The 15,533-nt window shown below is 71.2% G+C and carries 14 protein-coding genes; 10 read left to right on the top strand and 4 right to left on the bottom strand.

Annotation, left to right across the window (positions count from 1 at the left end; all coding sequences use genetic code 11):
- Nucleotides 1-53: 53 nt before the first annotated feature.
- The 4 genes from mutA to AB0M67_RS22680 all read left to right on the top strand — a co-directional run bounded on the left by mutA (nucleotide 54) and on the right by AB0M67_RS22680 (nucleotide 6,377).
- Nucleotides 54-1,946, top strand: a complete 1,893-nt coding sequence (mutA, locus tag AB0M67_RS22665) for a methylmalonyl-CoA mutase small subunit (protein WP_365748043.1) — start codon at nucleotides 54-56, stop codon at nucleotides 1,944-1,946.
- Entirely contained in the window at nucleotides 1,946-4,210 is a 2,265-nt protein-coding gene (gene scpA, locus AB0M67_RS22670; RefSeq protein ID WP_365748045.1) for a methylmalonyl-CoA mutase, read from the top strand. The genes mutA and scpA overlap by 1 nt, the downstream gene beginning before the upstream one ends.
- Nucleotides 4,211-4,214: 4 nt before the next feature.
- Nucleotides 4,215-5,210 carry a methylmalonyl Co-A mutase-associated GTPase MeaB gene (gene meaB / locus AB0M67_RS22675; protein ID WP_365748047.1) on the top strand — a complete coding sequence of 332 codons (996 nt, stop codon included), beginning with the start codon at nucleotides 4,215-4,217 and terminating at the stop codon, nucleotides 5,208-5,210.
- A gap of 102 nt (nucleotides 5,211-5,312) precedes the next feature.
- Entirely contained in the window at nucleotides 5,313-6,377 is a 1,065-nt protein-coding gene (locus AB0M67_RS22680; protein WP_365748049.1) for an enoyl-CoA hydratase/isomerase family protein, read from the top strand.
- Between the two features lie 57 nt (nucleotides 6,378-6,434).
- On the opposite strand, the gene AB0M67_RS22685 is transcribed toward AB0M67_RS22680, so the two are convergent.
- The gene (locus AB0M67_RS22685; protein ID WP_365748051.1) at nucleotides 6,435-7,163 is read right to left on the bottom strand and encodes a TVP38/TMEM64 family protein; all 729 of its coding nucleotides are present in this window, start codon (nucleotides 7,161-7,163) and stop codon (nucleotides 6,435-6,437) included.
- 88 nt (nucleotides 7,164-7,251) lie between these two features.
- Between AB0M67_RS22685 and AB0M67_RS22690 the strand changes: the two genes are divergently transcribed.
- The 3 genes from AB0M67_RS22690 (at nucleotide 7,252) to AB0M67_RS22700 (ending at nucleotide 9,640) form a co-directional block, all read left to right on the top strand.
- Nucleotides 7,252-7,437, top strand: coding sequence for a hypothetical protein (locus AB0M67_RS22690; protein ID WP_365748053.1), 186 nt, complete (start codon nucleotides 7,252-7,254; stop codon nucleotides 7,435-7,437).
- 97 nt (nucleotides 7,438-7,534) lie between these two features.
- A complete protein-coding gene (tuf, locus tag AB0M67_RS22695) occupies nucleotides 7,535-8,704 on the top strand; it encodes an elongation factor Tu (RefSeq protein WP_365748055.1) in 1,170 nt (389 codons plus the stop codon).
- A gap of 90 nt (nucleotides 8,705-8,794) precedes the next feature.
- A complete protein-coding gene (locus AB0M67_RS22700; protein WP_365748057.1) occupies nucleotides 8,795-9,640 on the top strand; it encodes a fused MFS/spermidine synthase in 846 nt (281 codons plus the stop codon).
- Here the strand turns inward: AB0M67_RS22700 and AB0M67_RS22705 are convergent.
- Both AB0M67_RS22705 and AB0M67_RS22710 read right to left on the bottom strand, forming a co-directional pair.
- Nucleotides 9,602-10,975: an MFS transporter gene (locus AB0M67_RS22705; RefSeq protein ID WP_365748059.1), complete on the bottom strand. Its 1,374-nt coding sequence runs from the start codon at nucleotides 10,973-10,975 to the stop codon at nucleotides 9,602-9,604. The two genes, AB0M67_RS22700 and AB0M67_RS22705, sit on opposite strands and share 39 nt — an antisense overlap.
- 56 nt (nucleotides 10,976-11,031) lie before the next feature.
- The gene (locus AB0M67_RS22710) at nucleotides 11,032-12,186 is read right to left on the bottom strand and encodes a hypothetical protein (protein WP_365748061.1); all 1,155 of its coding nucleotides are present in this window, start codon (nucleotides 12,184-12,186) and stop codon (nucleotides 11,032-11,034) included.
- 95 nt (nucleotides 12,187-12,281) lie between these two features.
- Between AB0M67_RS22710 and AB0M67_RS22715 the strand changes: the two genes are divergently transcribed.
- A complete protein-coding gene (locus AB0M67_RS22715; RefSeq protein WP_365748063.1) occupies nucleotides 12,282-12,734 on the top strand; it encodes a DUF4442 domain-containing protein in 453 nt (150 codons plus the stop codon).
- Nucleotides 12,735-12,880: 146 nt separating this feature from the next.
- Nucleotides 12,881-13,534: a DedA family protein gene (locus AB0M67_RS22720; protein ID WP_365748065.1), complete on the top strand. Its 654-nt coding sequence runs from the start codon at nucleotides 12,881-12,883 to the stop codon at nucleotides 13,532-13,534.
- Between the two features lie 64 nt (nucleotides 13,535-13,598).
- Here AB0M67_RS22720 and AB0M67_RS22725 read toward each other — a convergent pair whose 3' ends face one another.
- Nucleotides 13,599-14,132, bottom strand: coding sequence for a gamma carbonic anhydrase family protein (locus AB0M67_RS22725; protein ID WP_365748066.1), 534 nt, complete (start codon nucleotides 14,130-14,132; stop codon nucleotides 13,599-13,601).
- Between the two features lie 160 nt (nucleotides 14,133-14,292).
- Here AB0M67_RS22725 and AB0M67_RS22730 point away from each other — a divergent pair, with 160 nt between their 5' ends.
- Nucleotides 14,293-15,519: a cytochrome P450 gene (locus AB0M67_RS22730; RefSeq protein ID WP_365748068.1), complete on the top strand. Its 1,227-nt coding sequence runs from the start codon at nucleotides 14,293-14,295 to the stop codon at nucleotides 15,517-15,519.
- Nucleotides 15,520-15,533: the final 14 nt, after the last annotated feature.

Raw genomic sequence — 15,533 nt, forward strand, 5'->3', positions numbered from 1 at the left:
GTCACAGTGTCGCCCTCTGCTACTCGTTCGCCACGCTGCCATAACATCTGGGCATGACGGTCCTGCCTGACGACGGGCTTTCCCTGGCCTCCGAGTTCCCCGACGCGACCCGCGAGCAGTGGCAGAGCCTGGTGGCAGGCGTGCTGCGCAAGTCGGGCCGGGATCTTCCGGGGCCGGCCGCTGAGGACGCGCTCTCCACCACGCTTCAGGACGGGCTCACCACCCGTCCGTTGTACACCGCGGACGACGCGCCCGGAGACACCGCTCACCCCGGCTATCCCGGCTTCGCGCCGTTCATCAGAGGCGGCCGGCCCGAGGGCGCCGTGGTCTCCGGCTGGGACGTACGGCAACGCCATTCGCTCCCCGATCCCGTACGCGCCAACGAAGCCGTGCTCTCCGACCTGGAGAACGGGGTCACCTCCCTCTGGCTGTCAGTGGGTTCCACCGGAATCCCGGTGTCCGGGCTCGCCACGGTGCTCGACGGCGTCTATCTCGACCTGGCGCCGATCGCCCTCGACGCGGGCGCCGAATTCGGGCCCGCCGCACGGGAGTTGCTGAAGCTGTACGAGGAACGCGGGGTGGCCCGCGACGCGGCGCGCGGCACCCTCGGCGCCGACCCCGTCGGTGAACTCGCCCGTACGGGACGGGAAGTGACGGGCCTGATGGAAGAGGCCGCCGAACTCGCCGCGCTCTGCGACCGGGAGTACCCGGGCCTGCGCGCGATCACCGTCGACGCCCTGCCGTACCACGAGGGCGGCGCCTCCGACGCACAGGAACTGGGCTGTGCCCTCGCCACCGGGGTCGGCTGGCTGCGTGACCTCACCGCGGCCGGACTCACCGTCGAAGCCGCCTGTGAACAGATCGAGTTCCGGTACGCGGCGACCGCCGACCAGTTTCTGACGATCGCCAAACTCCGGGCCGCGCGCAGGCTCTGGGCCCGGGTGGCCGAGGTGTGCGGCGCCGACGCCGGTTCCGGTACCGGGGCGCAGCGTCAGCACGCCGTGACCTCACCGGTGATGATGACCCGGCGCGACCCCTGGGTGAACATGCTGCGCACCACGGTCGCCTCGCTGGCGGCCGGCGTCGGCGGCGCCGACGCCGTGACCGTACTGCCCTTCGACCACGCACTCGGACTGCCCGACGCCTTCGCCCGCAGGATCGCCCGTAACACCTCCACGATCCTGCTGGAGGAATCCCACCTGGGACGGGTCATCGACCCCGCGGGCGGCTCCTGGTACGTGGAGCGGCTCACCGACGATCTCGCCCACGCCGCCTGGGCGTGGTTCCAGGAGATCGAACGCGCCGGCGGTCAGCGCGCCGCGCTCCACGACGGACTGATCGCCGAGCGGCTCGCGGCCACCTGGCGGGAGCGCTCGGGCAGGCTGGCCAAGCGGCGCGAACCCATCACCGGCGTCAGTGAGTTCCCCCAGCTCTCCCAGCCCCCGGTGGAACGCGCCCCGGCGCCCGCGCCGCCGGGAGGCGGACTGCCGGTGGTACGCCGCGACGAGGCGTACGAGACGCTTCGCGCCCGCTCCGACGCGCATCTCGCCGCCACCGGCGCCCGGCCCCGTGTCTTTCTGGCCGCCCTCGGACCGGCCGCCGCGCACACCGCGCGCGCCACCTTCGCCACCAGCCTCTTCCAGGCGGGCGGAATCGAGCCGGTCCACGACCCGGTGACGGTCGACGCGGAAACCGCCGCCGACGCCTTCACCCGCAGCGGGGCCGCCGTCGCCTGTATCTGCTCCAGCGACGCGCTCTATGCCGAGGGTGCCGCGCCCGTCGCGGCGGCGCTCAAGGCGGCCGGCGCGCTCCAGGTGTTCCTCGCCGGCCGCCCCGGCGAACAACGTGAGACCTATGTACGGGCCGGAGTCGACGAGTTCGTCGTCGCGGGCGGCGACGCGATCGCCGTCCTGACCTCCGTCCTCGACCGGATGGGAGTGGCGTGATGGGGATCCCGGACTTCTCCGAGATTCAGCTCGGCCCCGGCGACAGCGCCGGGACCACCGAGGACCAGTGGCGTACGGCCGTCAAGGAGCACACCGGCAGGACCGACCACGAACTGTTCTGGGACACCCCCGAGGGCATCGCCGTCAAACCGCTGTACACCGCGCGGGATCTGGCGGGGCTCGACTTCCTCGGCACCTACCCCGGCATCGCGCCGTATCTGCGCGGCCCGTATCCGACGATGTATGTCAACCAGCCCTGGACCATTCGGCAGTACGCCGGGTTCTCCACCGCCGAGGAGTCCAACGCCTTCTACCGGCGCAACCTCGCCGCCGGGCAGAAGGGCCTCTCGGTCGCCTTCGATCTGCCGACCCACCGCGGCTACGACAGCGATCACCCCCGGGTGACCGGCGATGTCGGCATGGCGGGTGTGGCCATCGACTCGATCTACGACATGCGCCAGTTGTTCGACGGCATCCCGCTCGACAGGATGAGCGTGTCGATGACGATGAACGGCGCGGTCCTGCCCGTACTCGCGCTCTACATCGTGGCCGCCGAGGAGCAGGGCGTACCGCCCGAGAAGCTGGCCGGGACCATCCAGAACGACATCCTCAAAGAGTTCATGGTCCGCAACACCTATATCTACCCGCCGAAACCGTCGATGCGGATCATCTCCGACATCTTCGCGTACACCTCGCAGAAGATGCCGCGCTACAACTCCATCTCCATCTCCGGCTACCACATCCAGGAAGCGGGGGCGACGGCCGATCTGGAGCTGGCGTACACCCTTGCCGACGGCGTGGAGTATCTGCGCGCCGGGCTCGGCGCCGGACTCGACGTGGACGCGTTCGCGCCACGGCTCTCCTTCTTCTGGGCCATCGGCATGAACTTCTTCATGGAGATCGCCAAACTGCGCGCGGCCCGGCTCCTCTGGGCCAGGCTGGTCAAGAAGTTCGATCCCCAGAACGCCAAGTCGCTCTCCCTGCGCACCCATTCACAGACCTCCGGCTGGTCGCTCACCGCGCAGGACGTCTTCAACAACGTCACCCGCACCTGTGTCGAGGCGATGGCCGCCACACAGGGCCACACCCAGTCGCTGCACACCAACGCGCTGGACGAGGCCCTCGCCCTGCCCACCGACTTCTCGGCCCGGATCGCCCGCAACACCCAGCTGCTGCTTCAGCAGGAGTCCGGGACCTGCCGGGTGACCGACCCGTGGGGCGGCAGCGCGTATGTCGAGAAGCTGACCTACGACCTCGCCAGGCGCGCCTGGCAGCACATCGAGGAGGTCGAGGCGGCCGGCGGGATGGCGCAGGCCATTGACGCCGGAATCCCCAAGCTCCGGGTCGAGGAGGCCGCGGCCCGTACCCAGGCGCGGATCGACTCGGGCCGTCAGCCCGTCATCGGCGTCAACAAGTACCGGGTGGAGACCGACGAGCAGATCGATGTGCTCAAGGTCGACAACTCCTCCGTACGCACCCAGCAGATCGAGAAGCTCCGGCGGCTGCGCGCCGAACGCGACGAGTCCGTCTGCCAGGACGCGCTGCGCGCGCTCACCGCCGCCGCCGAGGCCGGCTCGCGCCCCGGACTCGACGGCAATCTGCTCGGCCTCGCGGTGAACGCGGCCCGCGCCAAGGCCACCGTCGGTGAGATCTCCGACGCCCTGGAGAAGGTGTACGGGCGTCACTCCGGCCAGATCCGTACCATCGCCGGTGTGTACCGGAACGAGGCAGGTACCTCCCCGGCGGTCGAGCGCACCCGCGCCGCCGTCGAGGACTTCGAACGGGCCGAAGGACGCAGGCCGCGCATCCTGGTCGCCAAGATGGGCCAGGACGGCCATGACCGCGGCCAGAAGGTGATCGCCACGGCCTTCGCCGACCTGGGCTTCGATGTCGATGTCGGCCCGCTGTTCCAGACCCCCGCCGAGGTGGCGCGGCAGGCCGTCGAGGCCGACGCGCATATCGTCGGCGTCTCGTCGCTCGCCGCCGGGCACCTCACGCTCGTACCGGCGCTGCGCGAACAGCTCGCCGAGGAGGGCCGCGAGGACATCATGATCGTGGTGGGCGGGGTGATCCCGCCCCAGGACATCGAGGAGCTGCACCGGGCCGGGGCCGCCGCGGTCTTCCCGCCCGGCACGGTGATCCCGGACGCCGCGCGCGATCTGCTGACCGCGCTCGCGGCCTCGCTGGGGCACGAGGCCCCTGCCGGGAACGCTCCTGCCGACAAGGCTGCTTCCGGCGACGCCGCTTCCGGCGCAGAGCGGTGAGCGCGTGCCCCCACGGATCGACATCGACAGCTACGTCAAGGGCGTTCTGGACGGCTCCCGTTCGTATATCGCCCGTGCCGTCACCCTCGTGGAGTCCACCAGGCCCGACCACCGCAGGCTCGCCCAGCAGCTGCTGACCGAGCTGCTGCCGCACTCCGGGAGGGCCCGCAGGATCGGTATCAGCGGGGTCCCCGGCGTCGGCAAGTCCACCTTCATCGACGCGATGGGGACCCTGCTCACGGGCCTCGGCCACCGGGTCGCGGTGCTCGCCGTCGACCCGTCCTCCAGCAGGACGGGCGGCTCCATCCTGGGCGACAAGACCCGGATGGAACGGCTCGCCGTGGACCCCGCCGCGTTCGTACGGCCCTCGCCGACCGCGGGCACGCTGGGCGGGGTGGCCAAGGCGACCCGCGAGACCATCATCGTCATGGAGGCCGCCGGCTACGACGTGGTGCTCGTCGAGACGGTGGGGGTCGGCCAGTCCGAGACCACCGTCGCCAACATGGTCGACTCCTTCCTGCTGCTCAGCCTGGCGCGCACCGGGGACCAGCTCCAGGGCATCAAGAAGGGCGTCCTCGAACTGGCCGACGTCATCGCGGTCAACAAGGCCGACGGCCCCCACGAACGCGACGCGCGCTCCGCCGCCCGGGAACTCGCGGGCGCGCTACGGCTGATGCACCCGGCGGACGCCGCCTGGACGCCACCGGTGCTCAGTTGCAGCGCGCGGGAGGGCAGCGGCCTCGACACCGTATGGGAACGGCTCGAACAGCACCGCGCGGTGCTCGGCGCCGACGGCCGGCTGGACCGCAAGCGCCGGGACCAGCAGGTCGACTGGACGTGGGCGATGGTCCGCGACCACCTCCTGGACCGGCTGCGTGAACACCCGGGCGTACGGGAACTGGCGCCCGCGCTGGAGCGGGAGGTACGGGACGGGACACTGACCGCGACGCTCGCCGCGGACCGGATCATCGAGGCGCTGGCGGCTCCCACCCGTAGCTGATCCCTCCCGACGGACCGGTGGAGAGCCCCCGGAACAGCGTGTCCATACTGGACGGGCGCGGTCCCACGGACGTGTCCGCCCAGGGAAGGAATCAGCGAGAGCATGGCCCACGACGAACCCGTACTGACCGCCCGCGCGGGCCGTACGGCCCATCTCATCCTCAACCGGCCCCGCGCGCTCAACGCTCTCACCCACCCCATGGTGCGGACGATCGACGAGGCGCTGGCCGTGTGGGAGGGCGACGACGACGTCACGGCCGTGGTCATCTCCGGCGCCGGTGACCGAGGGCTCTGCGCCGGTGGCGACATCCGTGTGATCCACGAGGACACCCGCACCGGCGCGGGCGTCTCGCCCGCCTTCTGGCGCGACGAGTACCGGCTCAACGTCCGGATCGCCCGCTACCCCAAGCCGTATGTCGCGCTGATGGACGGCATCGTGATGGGCGGCGGTGTCGGCGTCTCCGCGCACGGCAGCGTACGGATCGTCACCGAACGGTCGGCCGTCGCCATGCCCGAGACCGCGATCGGGCTGGTCCCCGATGTCGGCGGCACCTATCTGCTCTCCCGGGCGCCCGGTGAGCTGGGCACCCATCTCGCCCTCACCGGGCAGACGTTCGGCGCGGCCGACGCCCTGCTGTGCGGGCTCGCGGATCACTTCGTACCCTCCGACCGGCTGGGTGCTCTGCGCGCCGCGCTCGCGGGGCCCGAGGTGCGGGAGGCGGCGGACGTACGGGAGACCGTGCGCCGGTATGCGACGACCGCGCCGGAGGGGCGGCTCGACACGGACCGCGAGTGGATCGACGACTGCTACCCGGCCGGCTCGGTGGAGGAGATCATCGACCGTCTGCGCGGCAACGGGGCACCGGCGGCGAAGGACGCCGCGGAGACGCTCCTCACCCGGTCGCCCACCGCTCTGAAGGCCACCCTCGTCGCGGTACGCCGGGCCCGCCGGACCGCCACGCTTGAGCAGGTGATCGACCAGGAGTACCGCGCCTCGTGCGCGGCGCTGACCTTCCCCGATCTCCAGGAGGGCATCCGGGCCCGGGTCATCGACAAGGACCGCAGACCACGCTGGTCGCCGAAGGAGCTGGCGGAGGTCACGGACGCCGACGTGGCGCGGTTCTCCGCACCGCCGCCCGGTGGCGACCTGGGGCTCGGCGCGCCGTGATGGTCCGCGTTCCGATGGTCCGTGACCCGGCGGTCCGCGTCCCGGCGTGAGCTGAGATCAGCGGCGGCCGAGGCGGTGGCGCTGACGCCAGGCGACGATCGCCGCGGCCACCCCGGTGACCACGATGAAGCCGGTCGCGATCAGGAACATCGGCGAGGTCGGAGACGATGCCTCGCTGCCCGCGATCACATACGCCGCCGTGTTGGGGATCGTTCCGATCCCGGTCGCCAGCAGGAACGACGACCATCGCATACGTGAGACGGCGGCGCAGTAGGTGCCCAGGGCGAACGGCACCCCGGGAAAGAGCCGGAGCGCCATCATCGACCGGAAGCCGTGCTCGCTCAGCTGTCCGTCGGCCGCCACCAGCCAGCGGCCCCGCAGCAGTGGCCGCAGCGCCCCCTGACCGAGGATACGGACCAGCCCGAAGGAGACCGCGCCGGCCAGTACCGACCCCACGATCGCGGCGAGCAGCCCCCACGCCGAGCCGAAGAGCGCGCCGGCGGCGAGGCTGAGCAGGGGACGGGGTACGAACGCGACGGCGCACAGCCCGTATGACACGGCGAACAGCACCACCGCCGTCGCGCCGCTGAACTGCGGCGGCCAGCCGTCGGCGAGGAACTTCTGCGGCTCGTACAGCAGCACCGCCACACCCGCCGCGGCGAGTACGACGACGAGCAGGGCGAACCGCGACCAGGGCGAGAGCAGCAGCCGGAGACAGCGGACGGCGAGGCCCGGCGAAGGCTCGGGGGCCGGCTTCGGGACCGGCCTGGGGGCGGTGTCGAGCATATTCGGGGATGCTAGCCGACCCACATGAACTCCCGTGGCGGGGAAAACCATTCGACGTGAACAGTGGGTATGAGCCAGGATCGGCGACATGTTCCGGCACGCCTTCCCCGCAGCGCCGTCCGCAGTCGCGGACGCGCCGAAGGCTGCCGGTTTCCCCGCCGGTCTCTCCCTCGCGTACGCGGCCGACGCGGCGGTGCTCACCGCGACCGCGCCCCCCGCGGCGGCGGCCGCGGCAGCGGCACCCGCGGCGCCCCTCGGCGGCGCCCGAAGCTGACCCTTCCCGGATCGTCCGGCGGACCCCGCAGGGGGAGGGTCGGCAAGGCCCGGGGGTCCCTCTCAGCTTCGAGTTCCTGGAAGGAACCACGCGAACCATGCCCAAGACGGCATACGTGCGCACCAAGCCGCATCTGAACATCGGCACCATGGGCCACGTCGACCACGGAAAGACCACCCTGACCGCCGCCATCACCAAAGTCCTCAGCGACCGGGGGACCGGCACATTCGTGCCGTTCGACCGGATCGACCGGGCCCCGGAGGAGGCCGCCCGGGGGATCACCATCAACATCTCGCACGTCGAGTACGAGACCGACACCCGGCACTACGCGCATGTCGACATGCCGGGCCACGCCGACTACATCAAGAACATGGTGACCGGTGCCGCCCAGCTCGACGGGGCGATCCTCGTCGTCTCCGCACTCGACGGGATCATGCCGCAGACCGCCGAGCATGTGCTGCTCGCCCGCCAGGTCGGCGTCAACCACATCGTCGTCGCCCTCAACAAGGCCGACGCGGGCGACGACGAGCTGACCGACCTGGTCGAGCTGGAGGTGCGTGAGCTGCTCACCGAGCACGGCTACGGAGGCGACGCGGCGCCCGTCGTCCGGGTCTCCGGGCTGCGCGCGCTGGAGGGCGACCCGCGCTGGGTGGCGGCCGTGGAGGCGCTGCTCGACGCGGTCGACACCTATGTGCCGATGCCCATCAGGTACACGGACGCGCCGTTCCTGCTCCCGGTGGAGAACGTCCTCACCATCACCGGGCGCGGCACGGTCGTCACCGGTGCCATCGAGCGCGGCACGGTGCGTGTCGGCGACCGGGTGGAAGTGCTCGGCGCCGGAATCGAGACGGTCGTCACCGGGCTGGAGACCTTCGGCAAGCCGATGGAGTCCGCCGAGGCCGGGGACAATGTCGCGCTGCTTCTGCGCGGTACGCAGCGCGACGCGGTCCGCCGCGGCCATGTGGTGGCGGCGCCGGGCAGTGTCGTGCCGAGCAGGCGCTTCACCGCGCGGGTGTATGTCCTCTCCGCCCGCGAGGGCGGGCGGACGACCCCGGTCACCAGTGGCTACCGGCCGCAGTTCTATATCCGTACGGCGGATGTGGTCGGTGACATCGACCTGGGCGAGGCGGCCGTCGCGCGCCCCGGGGACACGGTCAGCCTGACCGTGGAGCTGGGCCGTGACGTCCCGCTGGAGGCGGGGCTCGGCTTCGCGATCCGTGAGGGCGGCCGTACGGTCGGCGCCGGCACGGTCACGTCCCTGCTCTGACCCCGTCCGCGAGGCCGCACCCGGCCGGTGCTCTCATGGTCCGCGCCCGCCGCCCCGTACCCCGGGGCGGCGGGCGCGCACAATGGAACCGTGAACGAAGCGATCCCCGTCATGCGCGCCGTGGACAGCGGCACCGCCAAGCTGCTGCCCGACATGGACCGGGAGCGTGCCTGGCTGCTGACGGTCGACGGCGCGCCCCAGTCCTATGTCGATCTCGACGAGCCGACCCATCTGGAGTTCGAGTACGTACGGCGCCTGGCCCATGTCGTCGACCGGGCGGGCGACGAGGGCGCTCCGCTCACCGTGCTCCACCTCGGCGGCGGGGCCTGCACCCTGCCCCGCTATGTGGCCGCCACCCGGCCCGGCTCCACGCAGTGTGTGGTGGAGGCGGACGAGGCTCTGCTGGCGCTGGTCGCGGAGACGCTGCCGATACCGGACGGCACCGGCATCACCGTGCACGGCGCGGACGCGCGCCACTGGCTCGAAGCCGCGCGGGACCGCTCCGTGGACGTGCTCGTCGGTGATGTCTTCGGCGGCTCGCGGGTGCCCGCCCATCTCACCTCCGTCGAGTACGCGCGCGAGGCCGCGCGGGTGCTGCGTGCGGACGGGGTCTACGCCGCGAACCTCGCCGACGGGGCGCCCTTCGGCTTCCTCCGCTCCCAACTGGCCACCTTCGCCACGGTTTTCGAGGAACTGGCGCTGATCGCGGAGCCCGCCGTGCTCCGCGGCCGTCGCTTCGGCAACGCCGTGCTGGTCGCCTCGCACTCGGAGATCGACATGGCCGCCCTGGCCCGCCGTACCGCGGCCGACGCCTTCCCCGCCCGGGTCGAACACGGCGCGTCGCTGCGGAAGTTCATCGGGGACGCGGCGCCGGTACGGGACAGCGGCGCCGTGCCGTCACCCCGCCCGCCCGACGGTGCCTTCAGCATCGGCTGACACGGCGGCGTTCTCCGCGTTCTCCGTGGTCTCGGTGGTCTCGGTGGATTCCGTGGTCTTCCGTGTCCCCGCCTCCGGGGTGGGGGCGCGGCGCGTCAGCCGGCGTACGTCCGGCACGGTCAGGACCGCGGCCGTCAGCACGACGACCAGCGCCGAGCAGCCCCACAGCGCGTTGGTGCGCCCGAAGGCGCTCTCCACCGGTCCCGCGAGCGCGGTGGCCACCGGAATCATCCCGACCGAGCCGAGCATGTCGTACGCGGAGACCCGGGAGAGCTTCTCCTCGGCGATCTCCTGATGCAGCGCGGTCATCCACGACACCCCGAAGACCTCGACCGCGAGCCCCGTCAGGAACATCACCAGCGCCAGCCCCGCGCCCGGCAGCGGTATCGCGAGCCCGGCGGACGGCAGGGCGAGGGGAAAGACGCAGAGCGTGCCCGCGAGCAGCAGCCGGCGCGGCTTCCAGCGCATCATCACCAGCGCGCCGCCCACGGTGCCCGCGCCGAAGGCGGCGAGCGCCAGACCCCAGGGACCCGCCCCGCCGAGTTCGTCGCGGGCGACCAGCGGCCCGTACACCGACTCGGCCGCCACGACGACCGCGTTGACCACCGCGAACTGGACGACGATCGTCCAGAGCCAGGGGCGGCCGATGAACTCCCGCCAGCCGTCGCGCAGATCGGCGACCATCCCGTCGCCCGGCTCGCGCGGTGGCACATGGCTGACATCGAGGAAGGCGCGCAGCGCCCCGGCCACCAGGAAGGCGGCGGCGTCGACGGCCAGCACCCAGCCGGGGCCGATCACCGCGATGAGCGCCCCGCCCAGCGCGGCGCCGCCGATCCCGGCGCCATGCATCGACATCCGGTAGAGCGCGAAGGCCCGGCCCGCTTGTTCGCCGCTGACACTGGACATCAGCATGCCCTCGGAGGCCGGGCTGAAGAAGGCGTGGCCCGTACCGCCGAGCGCGGCCAGCGCCATCATCTGCCACAGCCGCGCGTCGCCCGTCAGTACCAGGGCGGCGAAGGTGGCCTGGGAGACGCAGTTGACGGCGTTGGCGGCGACCATCACCCGGTGCCGTGGCAGCCGGTCCGCCAGGGCGCCGCCGACCAGCAGGAAGAGAACGAGCGGAATCGTACGGGCCGCGGCCACCAGCCCCACGTCGCCCGCGTCGCCGCCCAATTCGAGCACCGCGAACGCCGAGGCGATCAGCGCGCCCTGGCTGCCCAGATTGGTGGCGATCGCCGCGGCGGTCAGCAGCGTGTAGTTACGACCGGCCCACGGGGGACGGTGAGGGCGACGGGGCCGTCGCGGGCCGGTGCCGGTGTCGGCGGGAGAGGTCACCCGGGGACTATCCCCGTGGTCGGTACCCCGTGCCAACCGATTTTGTCACGTTCCGGTCAGGAGGCCCCGGCCAGCCGGACAGTGCTCATGATCTTCTTGATCGTCGCGTCCGGGATCTCGTCCGGCACGCCCTTGTTGGCGTAGAGGACCCAGGTCGAGAAGTCGCCCTTGGCGTTGGCGAAGGTGAAGGCGACCGACTTGCCGTCGGTGTCGCACTTGTTCTTCTTGGCGAGTCCCGTGACCGTCGCCGTCGCGAAGTGCCCCTTGAGCCCGGACGCGGTGGTGAACGCCTCGGCCTCGCTGACCTTCATCTTCTCCTTGAGCGACGCCTCGGACTCCTCCTGGGCGTACGGGGCCCAGACCCAGGTGCCCGCCTCGGTCCGCGCGGCCGACGCCGTGTCCTCGGCGCCCCTGCCGCCCTTGGTACCGGTGCCCCCGAGGCTGCTGTCCTCCGTCCTGCCGTCCTTGTCGGAGTCCTGGGAGCACCACTTGGACTTGTAGAAGGCGGGAGCCGAGAACGTGACGAGGGGGGAGCCGTCGCCCTTCTTCGCGTCCTCGAAGCCGGATATCACACCCGGCTTCTGGACCTCCCAGTCGGCCGGAACGTCGAACCGCGTCCCGTGCTTCGGGTTGGTCACGACCTTCCAGCCGGGGATGGTCGGCTCGGCGGCGGAGCCGTCCCGGGGGTTGTCGACGGACGGGGCGGCGGACGGCTCACCGGACGTGGACGCGGAGGAGGACGCCTTGGCGTCGTCCGCGGCGTTGTCGCTCTTCTTGTCGTCCCCGCCCAGCACGAAGAACGCGGTGCCCGCGGCGGCGATCACGACCACCGCGGCGGCGACGACGGCGACGACCGTCGTGTTCTTCCTCTTGCCCGGTCCGGGACCTGGCGGACCGGACTGACCCGCTGCGGCGTACTGCTGCGGCACGGTCGGCTGCTGGTACGGGTTGGGCTGCTGGTATCCCTGCTGCGGATAGCCGGGCTGCTGCGGGTAACCGGGCTGCGGCGGATACCCCGGCTGCTCCTGTCCGGGCTGCTGCGGCGGATACCCCGGCTGCTCCTGTCCGGGCTGCTGCGGCGGGTGGCCCGGCTGCTGGTACCCCGGCTGCTGATAGGGGTTCGGCTGCTGGTACCCCGGCTGCTGGTACGGATTGGGATTCTGGTCCTGCGGGTTCTGCTCGCCCCCGGGCGGCTGCTGTCCTGGCCACATGGCGGCTAACGATAGAGGGGTGCCCCGGACGGCTGCCACGTCCGTCCCGTCAGGGGATGGTGAAGCTCTGCTACTCGCAGGTAACATCGCATGCCATGACCACAGATCAGCTGTCCGTCGGTGAGATGCTCGCCGCCACCGTTCCCATGGTCAGGACCCTGGGACTGGAGTTTTCGGAGACCACGGCGGAGCGGGCCGTCCTGCGGCTGCCCGACCAGCCCGACTACCACAACCACCTCGGCGGACCGCACGCCGGAGCGATGTTCACCCTCGCCGAGTCGGCCAGCGGCGCCGTCGTGCTCGCCGCCTTCGGCGACCAGCTCCCGCGCGCGGTCCCGCTCGCCGTCACGGCGGAGATCGGCTACCGGAAGCTCGCCAAGGGGATCGTCACGGCCACCGCCACGCTGGGCCGCCCCGTGGCGGACGTCGTCGCGGAGCTGGACGCCGGAGAGCGGCCGGAATTCCCGGTGACCGTCACCCTCACCCGCGAGGACGGAGCGGTCACCGGAGAGATGACCGTCGTCTGGACCCTCCGGCCCAATTCCTGACCTCCGCGTTGCCGGCCTCCGGGGCCCGGCCTCCGGGTCCTGGCCTCCGTCCGCGTTCCTGACCTCACCCGCCCACCAGGTAGGCTGCCCGGCGTGCGCCTGGCCAGGCGCACGCCGGGCAGCGGAACCAACGAGAGGAACCGGCGGTGCACGTCCAGGAGTGGCTGGAGACCGTCCCCGCGGTCAGCGTCTATCTCCTGGTGGGGGTGGTCATCGGGCTCGAAAGCCTGGGTATCCCGCTGCCGGGTGAGATCGTCCTCGTCAGCTCGGCGCTGCTCGCCTCCCAGCACGGCGACATCAATCCGTACATCCTCGGCGCCTGCGCCACCGCCGGGGCGATCATCGGTGACTCGATCGGCTACGCCATCGGCCGCAAGGGCGGCAGACCGCTGCTCGCCCGGCTCGGCGGGAAGTTCCCCAAGCACTTCGGCGAGGCCCAGATCGCCATGGCGGAGCGGTCGTTCCAGAAGTGGGGCATGTGGGCGGTCTTCTTCGGCCGTTTCGTCGCCCTGCTGCGGATCTTCGCCGGGCCGCTCGCGGGCGTGCTGCGCATGCCGTACTGGAAGTTCCTGATCGCCAATGTGCTGGGCGGCATCCTCTGGGCGGGCGGTACGACCGCCGTCATCTACTCGGTGGGTGTGGTCGCCGAGGCGTGGCTCAAGCGCTTCTCCTGGCTCGGTCTGCTGCTCGCGGTGCTGATCGGGATCGCGTCCATGCTCGTCCTCAGGAACCGCGCCAAGAAGGCCGGTGAGCCGAAGCCGTCGGCGGGCGATCCGGAACCCGTACCCGCCGCGGAGTAGGGACTGTGCGTGCCCGGGAGCGGACCGCCCGGCAGCGGTCCGCCCGGGAGCGGACCCCCGGGCGTCATCCGTTCTCGTGCGTCTCGCGGTGGGCCTTCGCCAGCTCCAGATAGCCCGCCGCGTTCAGCCTGATCCCCGCCCGCTCCTCCTCGGTCAGCTCGCGCTTGACCTTGGCGGGCACCCCCGCGACCAGCGAGCCCGGCGGCACCCGCATGCCCTGCGGTACGAGCGACTGCGCCGCGACCAGTGACCCCGCGCCGATACGCGCGCCATTGAGGATCGTCGCGCCCATGCCGATCAGCACATCGTCCTCGACCGTGCAGCCGTGCAGCACCGCGTTGTGACCGACCGAGACGCGCTCGCCGACCGTGAGCGGGAAACCGGGATCGCAGTGCAGGGTGCAGTTGTCCTGGATATTGCTGTCGGCGCCCACCACGATCGGCCCGCAGTCGGCCCTGAGCACGGTGTGGTACCAGATGCTCGCACCCGCCGCCACGGTGACATCGCCGACCACCACGGACGTCGGCGCGGTGAACGCGGCGGCGTCGACGCCGGGGAACTTCCCGCCCACGCCGGTGATCAGTGCCCGTTCCGTCATGACGTCTCCTCCGTGTCGACCGGAGATACACGGTAAGCGATCACTCCTGACACAGGGACCTCAGGTCGGGTGAGGAGATGACTGTTTCTGGTGACGGTTGATCAATAACCTTTGTTGAGACGCCCGTTATCGATCGGGCTGGTATCGAACGAGGAGCTCCATGGCCACCGCACATCAGGTCCCCGACATCCTGTCGCCCGAGTTCGCCGAGAATCCGTATCCGGCCTACAGCGTGATGCGGGAGAGCGCGCCGCTCATCTGGCACGAGGCCACGAAGAGCTACATCATCTCGCGCTACGAGGACGTCGAGCGCGTCTTCAAGGACAAGGAGTCGGAGTTCACCACCGACAACTACGACTGGCAGATCGAGCCCGTGCACGGCAAAACGATCCTCCAGCTGAGCGGCCGGGAGCACGCGGTACGCCGGGCGCTGGTCGCCCCGGCCTTCCGCGGCAGCGATCTGCGGGACAAGTTCCTGCCGGTCATCGACCGCAACTCCCGTGAACTGATCGATGCCTTCCGGCACACCGGATCCGCCGATCTGGTCACGGACTACGCCACCCGCTTCCCCGTCAATGTCATCGCCGACATGCTGGGCCTCGACAAGGCCGACCACGCCCGGTTCCACGGCTGGTACACCGCGGTCATCGCCTTCTTGGGCAATCTCTCCGGCGACCCGGAGGTCGCGGCGGCCGGTGAGCGTACCCGCGCCGAGTTCGCCGCGTACATGCTGCCGATCATCCAACACCGGCGCGACAACCTCGGGGACGATCTCCTCTCCACGCTCTGCGCCGCCGAGGTCGACGGCGTACGGATGAGCGACGAGGACATCAAGGCGTTCTGCAGCCTGCTGCTCGCGGCCGGCGGCGAGACCACCGACAAGGCGATCGCCAGCGTCTTCGCGAATCTGCTGCTCCACCCCGACCAGCTGGCGGCCGTACAGCAGGACCGGACGCTGATCGACCGGGCCTTCGCGGAGACGCTCCGGTTCACCCCGCCGGTGCATATGATCATGCGGCAGGCCGCCAAGGACGTCGAGGTCAGTGGCGGGACCATCCCGACGGGAGCCACGGTCACCTGTCTGATCGGCGCCGCCAACCGTGATGGCTCGCGCTACCAGGAGCCGGACCGCTTCACCATCTTCCGGGACGATCTGACCACGACGACCGCGTTCTCCGCGGCGGCCGACCATCTGGCCTTCGCGCTCGGCCGGCACTTCTGCGTCGGCGCCCTGCTGGCGAAGGCGGAGGTGGAGACAGGCATCAACCAACTGCTCGACGCCATGCCGGACATCCGTCTCGCCGACGGGTTCGACCCGGTCGAGCAGGGCGTGTTCACGCGCGGACCGCAGACACTGCCCGTGCGTTTCACCCCGGTGAAGGGCTGACGGCATCCGCCGGG

It is taken from the genome of Streptomyces sp. NPDC051662 (assembly GCF_040681655.1).
Lineage (GTDB): Bacteria > Actinomycetota > Actinomycetes > Streptomycetales > Streptomycetaceae > Streptomyces.

Bases quoted from the DNA above. Each gene is read 5' to 3' on its own strand.
- mutA (WP_365748043.1), top strand. From the start codon at position 54: ATGACGGTCCTGCCTGACGACGGGCTTTCCCTGGCCTCCGAGTTCCCC.
- scpA (WP_365748045.1), top strand. From the start codon at position 1,946: ATGGGGATCCCGGACTTCTCCGAGATTCAGCTCGGCCCCGGCGACAGC.
- AB0M67_RS22680 (WP_365748049.1), top strand. From the start codon at position 5,313: ATGGCCCACGACGAACCCGTACTGACCGCCCGCGCGGGCCGTACGGCC.
- AB0M67_RS22685 (WP_365748051.1), bottom strand. From the start codon at position 7,163: ATGCTCGACACCGCCCCCAGGCCGGTCCCGAAGCCGGCCCCCGAGCCT.
- AB0M67_RS22690 (WP_365748053.1), top strand. From the start codon at position 7,252: ATGTTCCGGCACGCCTTCCCCGCAGCGCCGTCCGCAGTCGCGGACGCG.
- tuf (WP_365748055.1), top strand. From the start codon at position 7,535: ATGCCCAAGACGGCATACGTGCGCACCAAGCCGCATCTGAACATCGGC.
- AB0M67_RS22710 (WP_365748061.1), bottom strand. From the start codon at position 12,186: ATGTGGCCAGGACAGCAGCCGCCCGGGGGCGAGCAGAACCCGCAGGAC.
- AB0M67_RS22715 (WP_365748063.1), top strand. From the start codon at position 12,282: ATGACCACAGATCAGCTGTCCGTCGGTGAGATGCTCGCCGCCACCGTT.
- AB0M67_RS22725 (WP_365748066.1), bottom strand. From the start codon at position 14,132: ATGACGGAACGGGCACTGATCACCGGCGTGGGCGGGAAGTTCCCCGGC.
- AB0M67_RS22730 (WP_365748068.1), top strand. From the start codon at position 14,293: ATGGCCACCGCACATCAGGTCCCCGACATCCTGTCGCCCGAGTTCGCC.